Source organism: Rheinheimera sp., from assembly GCF_020217005.1.
Classification (GTDB): Bacteria; Pseudomonadota; Gammaproteobacteria; order Enterobacterales; family Alteromonadaceae; genus Pararheinheimera.
Map to the genome: position 1 here is coordinate 1 of NZ_JAIWOI010000288.1, position 10000 is coordinate 10000.

Annotated in this window: 12 protein-coding genes; all 12 read right to left on the reverse strand. The window is 46.7% G+C overall.

Annotated elements, in window-relative coordinates:
• Positions 1 to 1193, reverse strand: a 1193-nt coding sequence (locus LDL40_RS13985) for a circularly permuted type 2 ATP-grasp protein (protein WP_300996004.1), incomplete at its 3' end; no start/stop codon positions are given.
• 165 nt (positions 1194 to 1358) lie between these two features.
• On the reverse strand, positions 1359 to 2357 hold the full coding sequence (gene rpoS, locus LDL40_RS13990) for an RNA polymerase sigma factor RpoS (protein ID WP_300996005.1): 999 nt from the start codon (positions 2355 to 2357) through the stop codon (positions 1359 to 1361).
• A gap of 95 nt (positions 2358 to 2452) precedes the next feature.
• A complete protein-coding gene (locus tag LDL40_RS13995) occupies positions 2453 to 3301 on the reverse strand; it encodes a peptidoglycan DD-metalloendopeptidase family protein (protein ID WP_300996006.1) in 849 nt (282 codons plus the stop codon).
• Between the two features lie 3 nt (positions 3302 to 3304).
• A complete protein-coding gene (locus LDL40_RS14000; RefSeq protein ID WP_300996007.1) occupies positions 3305 to 3883 on the reverse strand; it encodes a YqaA family protein in 579 nt (192 codons plus the stop codon).
• A gap of 22 nt (positions 3884 to 3905) precedes the next feature.
• On the reverse strand, positions 3906 to 4544 hold the full coding sequence (locus LDL40_RS14005; protein WP_300996008.1) for a protein-L-isoaspartate(D-aspartate) O-methyltransferase: 639 nt from the start codon (positions 4542 to 4544) through the stop codon (positions 3906 to 3908).
• A gap of 3 nt (positions 4545 to 4547) precedes the next feature.
• Entirely contained in the window at positions 4548 to 5300 is a 753-nt protein-coding gene (surE, locus tag LDL40_RS14010; RefSeq protein ID WP_300996009.1) for a 5'/3'-nucleotidase SurE, read from the reverse strand.
• 29 nt (positions 5301 to 5329) lie between these two features.
• A complete protein-coding gene (gene truD, locus LDL40_RS14015; protein WP_300996010.1) occupies positions 5330 to 6397 on the reverse strand; it encodes a tRNA pseudouridine(13) synthase TruD in 1068 nt (355 codons plus the stop codon).
• Entirely contained in the window at positions 6397 to 6879 is a 483-nt protein-coding gene (ispF, locus tag LDL40_RS14020) for a 2-C-methyl-D-erythritol 2,4-cyclodiphosphate synthase (protein WP_300996011.1), read from the reverse strand. Before ispF ends, truD begins: the two co-directional genes overlap by 1 nt.
• A complete protein-coding gene (ispD, locus tag LDL40_RS14025; protein ID WP_300996012.1) occupies positions 6876 to 7565 on the reverse strand; it encodes a 2-C-methyl-D-erythritol 4-phosphate cytidylyltransferase in 690 nt (229 codons plus the stop codon). Before ispD ends, ispF begins: the two co-directional genes overlap by 4 nt.
• A complete protein-coding gene (gene ftsB / locus LDL40_RS14030; RefSeq protein WP_300996013.1) occupies positions 7562 to 7846 on the reverse strand; it encodes a cell division protein FtsB in 285 nt (94 codons plus the stop codon). Before ftsB ends, ispD begins: the two co-directional genes overlap by 4 nt.
• A gap of 104 nt (positions 7847 to 7950) precedes the next feature.
• Positions 7951 to 8595: a hypothetical protein gene (locus LDL40_RS14035; RefSeq protein WP_300996014.1), complete on the reverse strand. Its 645-nt coding sequence runs from the start codon at positions 8593 to 8595 to the stop codon at positions 7951 to 7953.
• Positions 8596 to 8676: 81 nt separating this feature from the next.
• Positions 8677 to 9972 (reverse strand): phosphopyruvate hydratase, encoded by a 1296-nt coding sequence (gene eno, locus LDL40_RS14040; protein ID WP_127020624.1) that lies wholly within the window; start codon positions 9970 to 9972, stop codon positions 8677 to 8679.
• Positions 9973 to 10000: the final 28 nt, after the last annotated feature.

The window sequence follows — 10000 nt, forward strand, 5'->3', positions numbered from 1 at the left end:
TGTTGTTGCTCTTCCTTGCTAGAGCGTGGGCCTATTAAAATGCCGTAACCACCGGATTCATTCGCAGGTTTCACCACCAGTTGATCCAGGTTTGCCAACACGTACTCACGCTGTTTGGGATCCAGACATAAGTAAGTCGGAACATTATCGATCAGCGGCTGTTCGCCCAGATAATAATTGATGATTTGCGGCACATAAGCGTAAATCACTTTATCGTCGGCCACGCCTGAACCGGGCGCATTGGCAATAGACACATTGCCTTTGGCCCAGGCTTTGATTAAACCTGGAATACCCAAGACTGAATCGGGCCGAAACGCCAGTGGGTCGATAAACACATCGTCTACCCTGCGGTAAATCACATCCACACGCTGCAGGCCATGCAGAGTTTTTAAATAAACAATGTCGTCCTGCACCAGTAAATCGGTATTCTCAGCCAGCTCAACCCCCATTTGCTGGGCCAAAAAGCTATGCTCAAAGTAAGCTGAGTTATAAACACCTGGGGTCAGCAATACTATACAAGGCACATCACCGGGACGAGGCGATAATGATGCCAGCATACGCCAGAGTTGATGCGGGTAGTCGTCTACAGGGTAGATAAAAGAGTCGGCAAACAATTCAGGAAAGACGCGTTTCATCACAGTACGGTTTTCCAGCATATAGGACACACCGGACGGCACCCGCAAGTTATCTTCCAACACTAAAAACTGGCCAGAACCATCGCGCACCAAATCAGTCCCACAAATATTGGCCCACACCCCATAACGGGGCGAAATGCCCTTACATGGTGCAAGGTAGTTGCGGGAATCCAGCACTAAATCAGCTGGGAGTATGCCATCCTTCAGAATACGCTGATCGTGATACAAATCGTCGATAAACAGATTTAAAGCGGCTAAACGTTGCTTCAGTCCTGCGCTGGTTTTTTGCCATTCTGAGCTGGGGATAGTGCGGGGCATGACGTCCAAAGGCCAGCAACGATCGATATTATCGCCGTCTGAATACAGAGTAAAACAGACGCCCATAGCGCTAATCGTTTGATTTAACTGCTGTTGTCTTTGAATTAGTTCAGCCGAACCGTGACGATCTATAAAACGTGCAATAGCCGCAGCTGGCGGTCTTATTTGTCCGTCTGCCTGCACCAGTTCATCAAAACACTGATCGATTTGCTGATAGTGCCCAAAACTTTTTGCACCCATTGGCGACTCCTTCCCGTCCGATACCACCCGAACAACATCGGTTCAAGGCCTGCTGTTTTTGTTCTGTATCAAGAACGAGCAAGGGTTATGCCAGCCCAAAAAAATGGGGTCAGATCACATTGTTAACTGTTTTGTTAACAATGTGATCTGACCCCATTTTTATAACTATTCCTGAAATAAGGTTTCGATATTCAGGCCCTGATGAGTAACAATTTCACGTAGACGGCGCAGTGCCTCCACTTGAATTTGCCGGACTCTTTCTCGGGTTAAACCAATTTCTTTACCTACATCTTCCAACGTCGACGGCTCATAGCCTAATAAGCCAAAACGTCGTGCCAGAACTTCGCGTTGTTTTGCATTGAGCTCATCCAGCCAAATCACCAGATGCTGGCGAATATCCGCATCCTGTAATTCAGTCTCAGGACCTAGTTCTTTTTCATCCGCTAATACATCAAGCAACTGCTTTTCAGAAGAGCCTGCCACCGGAGTATCCACTGAGGTTATTTTTTCGTTCAGCTTTAACATCTTACGGACTTCTTCAACTGGCCTATCCAGCGCTGCTGCAATTTCTTCCGGCGTAGGCTCGTGATCCAGTCGTTGCGACAGCTCACGGGCAGCACGCAGGTAAATATTCAGCTCTTTCACCACATGAATAGGTAATCGTATGGTGCGGGTCTGATTCATAATGGCCCGCTCTATCGTTTGGCGGATCCACCAGGTGGCGTAGGTTGAAAAACGGAAACCACGTTCGGGGTCAAATTTTTCGACAGCCCGGATCAGGCCCAGATTGCCCTCTTCAATCAGATCCAATAAAGCTAAACCACGATTGATATAACGACGGGCAATTTTTACCACTAAACGTAAATTACTTTCAATCATACGTTTACGGGCAGCTTTGTCGCCTTTGAGGGCTAGACGGGAAAAATAAACTTCTTCTTCAGCGGATAATAAAGGGGAAAAACCAATCTCACCCAGATAAATCTGAGTCGCGTCCATAGCTCGTTGGCTATCATTGGCGGTAAAAACGTCGTCAGGGGTATTGTCTTCTTCTGCTGCTAAAGCAGCTAAATCGGGTTCTACATTATCATCATCGGCTAAAATAACGTCATCCGTTAATTCGGCTTCTTTAAATTCTATTACATCATCGTCATCTTTATGGCCCATTTCCTTCTCCCACTTCTACAAGCTTTGGGTATCACCTGAACTGCCCGGTTTCCTTACCTCTTCGCCCTTTCGGGGTGATATTTATTTTTATATTATTATTTTAAGTACCGCTTAGGATCCACAGACTTACCGCGAAAACGGATTTCAAAGTGCAACCGGACAGAGGTTGCATCAGTATCACCCATTTCAGCTATGGTTTGCCCGCTGACAACAGTATCACGCTCTTTCACCAGTAGTTTTCTATTGTGAGCATAAGCACTTAAGAAGTCGTCATTATGTCGGATAATCACCAGATTGCCGTAGCCTCTTAATGCATTACCCGCATAAACCACTTCCCCTGCTGCTGCAGCTTTAATAGGAGTTCCTGCTTTTCCTCCTATATCCAGTCCTTTATTCCCATGTTCTGCATTTGAGAACGATGCTAACAGTGGCCCACGGACAGGCCAAACCCATTGCACTTTAGAACTGGAAACAGAATTTTCTGCTGACGTTGCGTTTTCCTTTACTGTCTGCTTTTGAACATAACCCGTTTGATTGTCAGGCGCAATAGCTTTGTTAGCAGTTGTTAATTTACTTTGGGTTTGTGGAGTATTATTTACAGCACCCAGCGCTGTTTTTGGCACTTTAACTGAAGAAAACCGCTGTTCACCGTCCATTGATGTATATTTTTTGTTATCGAATTGTAAGGTTTGACCAACATATATACGATATGGTGCAGAAATATTGTTTAGTTGGGCAAGTTCCCGGTAATCCATGCCGGCCCGAAATGCAATGGAATATAAGGTATCACCAGCCTGCACCATGTAGCCTGAAGCCTTTTCTCCCTGAGGATATTTTTTATAATAATTTTTGATATCGTCTAAGGTCGTTACAGGTGCTGGTGATTCTCTTGAACTACAAGCAGCTAAAAACACAGCGAGGCAGCAGACACTAAAACCTTTCATCAGCTAGCGATACACCAGATACAAAATACCAGCCAGAGCCACGGTTCCCCAGCCTAACCAGTCGACAATATCGCGTAGTTTTTGCTGCATTTTTTCGCCCCCCCAGTACATTAGCCCAGCCACCAGAAAAAACCGACTGGCGCGGCCAACAAAAGAGGCAATAACAAATGGAAGGAAGGCCAAATTCATCAAACCTGCGCCTACAGTAAACAACTTGTAGGGAATAGGAGAGAAACCGGCAATAAATACCACCCAAACGCCATAAGTTGTGAACCATTGTTCTACTTTGGCAAAGGTTTGCTGATGGCCCATGTATTCGACGGCAGGCAGTACTAGTGGTTCATACAGCCATAATCCAAGGAAGTAACCACAAATACCGCCAAACACTGAAAACAGCGTAGTGATCCAGGCAAAACGCCAGGCTTTGTCTCGTTGCGCCAACGCCATTGGCGCTAACATCACGTCTGGTGGTATAGGAAATATTACGGATTCAGTAAAACTTAAGCCGGCCAGATAACGTTCCGCATGACGGTGTTTGGCCCAAACTAAGGCTTTGTCGTACATCCATTGAAAAATTTTCAAGTACTCTTCCTTTCTAAATAAATCAGGCCAGTTCGCCAGGCACTAACGGCACGAAACGTACGGCTTCCACATCTTTTTGCTCAAACTCGTCGCCTATACGGGTAAAGACCCTGAGCACTTGTTCCTGTGCACCAACAGGGATAACCAAGCGTCCGCCCTCAGCCAACTGTTGCAGCAAGGCTTGTGGCACCTCGTGTGGCGCTGCAGTCACTATAATACAGTCAAAAGGCGCTTTACTGGCCCAACCCAGCCAGCCGTCTCCGTGTTTCATCGATACATTGTGTAAATCCAGCTGCTGCAGCCGGCGTTTTGCCTGAAACTGCAATGACTTTATCCGCTCTACACTACAAACCTGTGAAAATAATCTGGCCAGTACAGCTGTCTGATAACCAGATCCAGTGCCAATCTCCAGTACCTTTTGACATTGTTGGGATTGCAGCAGCAATTCCGTCATTTTCGCCACTATATAAGGTTGCGAAATGGTTTGGCCCTGACCTATAGGTAAAGCTGTATTCTCATAGGCCTTGTGCGCAAGTACAGCTTCGACAAACAAGTGTCTTGGCGTTTGCGCTATGGCAGCTAAGACTCGTGGGTCCTGAATACCATCCTGTTGAAGTTTCTGTGCCAATACTGAGGCACTGCGATGGGTCACTACTGCCATAACTTAACACTCAATTCCATCTAACCAATCCGTTAATAATTCCATACTACGATAGGCCGTCATATCCACATGCAAAGGCGTGATAGAAGCATAACCCTGGGCTATAGCATAAAAGTCTGTACCAGGACCAGCATCCAACTCTGGCCCTAAAGATCCGTACCAGTAAATGGCCCTGCCCCATGGATCCGTTGAACTTTGCATAGTTTCAGCTTTATGACGCCGGCCTAAACGCGTTACTTGTATGCCTCTTAATTGGTCAAGAGGAACAGCTGGTACATTAATATTTAATATTTGATCCGCAGGCAAAGGATGAGATTTAAGCTTTTTGATCACCTGGACTGTGACATAAGCAGCGGTAGCAAAATGCTGCTCATCCCTTCCAGCCAAAGAGACTGCAATAGCGGGTAAACCTAAGTGCCGGCCTTCTGTCGCTGCCGCAACAGTACCTGAATAAAGCACGTCGTCCCCTAAATTGGCGCCATGATTAATACCTGCCACCACCAGATCCGGAGTTTCAGTCAGTAGCTGACTAATAGCCAAATGCACACAGTCTGTTGGAGTGCCATTGACGGCAATAAAACCATTATCCAGTTGTTGTGTACGCAAAGGGTTTAGCAACGTCAGGGAATTACTGGCGCCGCTGCAATTGCGATCTGGTCCTACAGTGGTCACTTCTGCAATTTCAGATAAGGCTTGCTGCAATACCTGAATGCCTTTGGCGTACACGCCATCGTCGTTACTCAATAAAATCCGCATTCATCACCCGCCGTCGCCATTCAAACCATTTAATCCAAAGTGGCGTAATTACGTTGTACATCCTGATAATCCACCAGTTCTCTCAATACAGAGGTGGCAAAACAACCAGAATAGAGTTTAAAGCTTACTTTTACATTGTTACCTTGTGCCTCAGCCTTTAAATCTGCTGGCAAGACTCTGATGCTGCGCCGCTCGGCCCTGACATTCATCTGTGCAAGTTTGTCGACCCAATGCTGCCATGGCGCCAGATTGTGTTGCTCAAACTTCAGAGCATCCGCAGTAACTAACGGCTCACCTAAGCCTGGTAAGCCTGCCGTTGGGTGAATGTCGGCATCCAGTAACCTTTGACTCAAGGTTTCATCAACTTCAGGCACTTTAAAAATTGAGCCTGAACCATCCAGCTGCACCACCTCGCCATTGAGAAGCTGATTAAAAGTGCCAGCCTTGACACGAGCATCGACTTGTAAATTAAACAAAAACGAACGGCTGGCAGACAAGGCTAATCCACGAATTTTCCGGTCTTCAATACCACCGCCGGAAAATAGTTGGTCGGCTAAACGCAAATTGCCACCCTGTATGCCAAAACGTTGTTCACCATAGTAGTTAGGCACACCTTGTTTCACCAATTCAAGCCGTTGCAGCAAAGCGGGAATATCAGTGACCTCCCGCAGTGTCAGGGTGAATTCGTTGTATTTGATCGACCCTAACTTTAACCTGCGTTGATGCCGGATGGTATCGAGTATTTTAACGCCTTCGATATTCCATGCCTGCCAGTTCAGTTGTTGCTTAATAGGCACTGGCAGACAAAACCACTGACGGGTCACCGCATGTCGGTCTTTTAAGCCGGCATAACTGACCTGCCGTGCTTTGCAACCAGCTAATTCAGCCAACAGTTTGGCGACATACTGAGTATTCTGGCCAATTTTTTCCACCAGTAACAGCATATGTTCGCCCGCCCCTGTGGGCGTAAAACTCAGCTCTTCATGCACAATAAAATCATCAGGCTGTACCCGTAACAACGCAGTGGTTTCAGGCCGACCATAGAGGTAACTGAGCTTTGGTAATTCGACTGCTGTGGCTTCTTTAGCAAAAGTCATCAGGACTTCACCAACAGCACTACAGCTTCAACGGCTATGCCTTCTTTGCGGCCAACAAAACCCAGCTTTTCAGTGGTGGTGGCTTTGACATTCACTTGCGATAGACCGCACACCAGATCTTCAGCAATACAAGCACGCATCGCATCAACATGAGGCGCCATTTTTGGGGCCTGCGCCATGATAGTCACATCCAGATTACCTACTTCATACCCTAAGGCTTTGACATCAGCAAAAACTTTACGCAGCAAAATCCGGCTATCTATGCCTTTAAATGCAGCGTCTGTATCCGGGAAATGATGACCAATGTCCCCTAGAGCCAGAGCTCCTAATAAGGCATCAGACACCGCATGCAATACGACATCACCGTCTGAATGTGCCAACAAACCTTGCTCGTAGGGAATTTTTACACCACCCAAAGTGACAGGGCCTTCACCACCAAAAGCGTGCACGTCAAAACCGTGGCCAATACGAAATGGCATCATACAGAATGCTCCAGATAAAATGCGGCCAAAGCTAAATCTTCAGCCTGGGTAATTTTAATATTGTCAGCATGCCCCTGCACTAACTGCACTGGCCATCCGGCCCACTCCATAGCACTGGCTTCATCGGTAATGGCCACCCCTTCAAGTAAGGCTTGTTGCAGGGCCTCTCTAAGCAGAGCGGTAGGAAACAACTGTGGCGTATAGGCATGCCATAAATCAGCCCTGTCGACCGTGTGCTGAACTCTGTCAGAGCCACGTTTCATGGTATCACGCACTGGAGTCGCCAAAATGCCGCCCTGAGCTTTTTGCAGACAGCTCGCGATAAGCAGTTCAATATCGCTGACCCGCACTACAGGGCGAGCGGCGTCGTGCACTAACACCCAGGGGAAGACGTCAGCATCGATCTGCAGCAAGGCATTCAACACTGAATGAGCACGCTCCGCTCCACCATCCAGCCGATGGATTTGAGGGTCAGTCGCCAGAGGCAATGTAGGAAAATAAGGATCATCCGGACTTAACGCCAGATAAAACTGTTGTAATGCAGGGACTTGTTTTAAGCGATGCAGAGTTTGCTCAAGTACTGTAGCTCCGCAAAGTGGCAGATACTGCTTGGGCTTGTCCGCCTTCATTCGTTTGCCAACACCAGCGGCCGGGATCACAGTCGCAATAGCAGGAATAGCGGTCATTTTTTATCCAGCGGGGTAATGATCCGGAAAAATACTTCGTCTTGCCCTATTAAACCTAATTCGTTTCGGGCGCGTTCTTCAATAGCATCCAGCCCTATTTGCAAATCAGTCACATCAGCTTTGAGTAATTTATTCCGTTTAGCCAGGATTTCATTTTGTTGTTCCATCTTGGCTAATTCAGTTTTATGCGCCCAATACTCCATCACGCTATGCTGGCCAAGCCACAAGCGGTGCTGAAGTGCTGCAAGCAGCGTGAGTAGTAATAAAACCAACAGGCGCATATCAAACCAAAAAATACAGAGATGAAAGTATTATGAAGCTTATCGGCCGGACTGGAAAGCCCTAATAAGGCCGAAAATAAAGGCTTGCTGCACAAAAATACAGCTTAAGGTTGAAAAGGCTTAGCAAAGTTCTGCCAATTTAACCGGCTGGCCAGTAACAATTCTCTTAAACTCAGCACCCGTGGGCTTTTACGTTCGCCGTTTAGCCATTGGTGACCACAACAAGCAGCTGTCATTAAGCTTTTTGTTGGTTTGAGCAGGAATTTATCGCTATTTTCATCGGTAAGAGGAGTGCCGTTAAAACTAAACCAGCCATGCTCATTACAATGCAGTCTTTGACCTGCCAAATCAATTTCATCCACTGAATCCAGCCAGACTGTTTCCTGCGCCTGCTGGCTCTGATAAACAGGAACTATCAAAGCTAATTTTTTGTGTTTTGAATAAAACTGTTCAATCTGTTCTATGCCCTGCTCTTTGGCCGGACACTGTGGGTTTTGGCGTCCCATCCAACTGGCATTTTGGCTATCGATTTCAAGCGGGGATTTATTGGATAAAATACTGCTGGCAGCACGGCGGATATAAAAAGGTAAACTGGCTAAACGTTTTTGCAGACTGGCTAAAAATTCGGGCGGCATTTTGGCGTAACGCATCAATTCCCGTTCATACAAAGCATTACAAAGCTCTGTATAAGTCAGGTCCTGCGCCGGGCCTTGCCACAGCTGATGTTGATCGGCTGAATGTTTTTTCATCCGTTGATGGTATCCAAAAATGGGGTCAGATCACATTATTTGCCATGCAAATAATGTGATCTGACCCCATTTTTAATTGGCTTACGCCTGGCCTTTAATTTCTACACGACCACGGTACGGTGCTTTAGCACCTAACTCCTGCTCAATACGCAGTAATTGGTTGTACTTAGACACGCGGTCTGAACGGCATAAAGAACCAGTTTTGATTTGACCAGCAGCTGTACCTACAGCTAAGTCAGCAATAAAGGCATCTTCAGTTTCGCCTGAACGGTGAGAAATAACCGCAGTGAAACCCGCATCTTTCGCCATTTTAATAGCAGCTAAAGTTTCAGTTAAGCTACCGATTTGGTTAAATTTGATCAGGATAGAGTTACCAATGCCCTGTTCAATACCACGGGTCAGGATCTTGGTATTGGTGACGAATAAATCGTCGCCGACCAGCTGGATTTTGTTGCCCATTTTATTGGTCATGTCTTTCCAGCCATCCCAATCTGATTCATCCAAACCGTCTTCGATTGAAACTATAGGGAAACGGGTCGCTAAACCTGCCAGGAAGTCGTTGAATTCATAAGAAGTGAATTCTTTACCTTCGCCAGACAGTTTGTATTTACCATCGACATAAAACTCAGAAGCAGCACAGTCTAATGCCAAAGTGATGTCTTTATTCAGCTCGTAACCCGCAGCTGCGACAGCTTTAGAGATCACAGTTAAAGCTTCTTCGTTCGACTTCAGATCTGGCGCGAAACCACCTTCATCACCTACAGCTGTGTTTAAGCCCTGACTGTGCAGTTCTTTTTTCAGCTGGTGGAAAATTTCGGCGCCCATACGCAGAGCTTCAGCGAAGGTTTTAGCGCCAACAGGCTGCACCATAAACTCCTGAATATCCACGTTGTTATCGGCATGCTCACCACCATTGATGATGTTCATCATAGGAACTGGCATGGAATATACACCAGGGGTGCCGTTTAAGTCGGCAATGTGCTGATACAGTGGGATTTTTTTATCAGCAGCAGCTGCGCGGGCTACGGCTAAAGACACAGCCAGAATAGCGTTAGCACCTAACTTGGATTTAGATTCTGTGCCATCCAGATCGATCATGATCTGGTCAATTTCTGCTTGTTTATACGCATTTTTGCCGATTAAGGCTGCTTTGATTGGACCATCGATATTGGCCACAGCAGTGCGAACACCTTTACCTAAATAACGGCTTTTGTCACCATCGCGCAATTCTAAAGCTTCACGGGTGCCGGTAGAAGCACCTGATGGCGCACAGCCACGACCCATAGCACCACTGGCCAGGAAAACGTCAGCTTCTACTGTTGGGTTACCACGTGAATCCATGATCTCACGGGCGATGATATTGACGATCTCAGACATGTAAATCCCCTTCTATGCTGCATAAACA

Bases quoted from the DNA above. Each gene is read 5' to 3' on its own strand.
- rpoS (WP_300996005.1), bottom strand. From the start codon at position 2,357: ATGGGCCATAAAGATGACGATGATGTAATAGAATTTAAAGAAGCCGAA.
- LDL40_RS13995 (WP_300996006.1), bottom strand. From the start codon at position 3,301: ATGAAAGGTTTTAGTGTCTGCTGCCTCGCTGTGTTTTTAGCTGCTTGT.
- LDL40_RS14005 (WP_300996008.1), bottom strand. From the start codon at position 4,544: ATGGCAGTAGTGACCCATCGCAGTGCCTCAGTATTGGCACAGAAACTT.
- surE (WP_300996009.1), bottom strand. From the start codon at position 5,300: ATGCGGATTTTATTGAGTAACGACGATGGCGTGTACGCCAAAGGCATT.
- truD (WP_300996010.1), bottom strand. From the start codon at position 6,397: ATGACTTTTGCTAAAGAAGCCACAGCAGTCGAATTACCAAAGCTCAGT.
- ispF (WP_300996011.1), bottom strand. From the start codon at position 6,879: ATGATGCCATTTCGTATTGGCCACGGTTTTGACGTGCACGCTTTTGGT.
- ispD (WP_300996012.1), bottom strand. From the start codon at position 7,565: ATGACCGCTATTCCTGCTATTGCGACTGTGATCCCGGCCGCTGGTGTT.
- ftsB (WP_300996013.1), bottom strand. From the start codon at position 7,846: ATGCGCCTGTTGGTTTTATTACTACTCACGCTGCTTGCAGCACTTCAG.
- LDL40_RS14035 (WP_300996014.1), bottom strand. From the start codon at position 8,595: ATGAAAAAACATTCAGCCGATCAACATCAGCTGTGGCAAGGCCCGGCG.
- eno (WP_127020624.1), bottom strand. From the start codon at position 9,972: ATGTCTGAGATCGTCAATATCATCGCCCGTGAGATCATGGATTCACGT.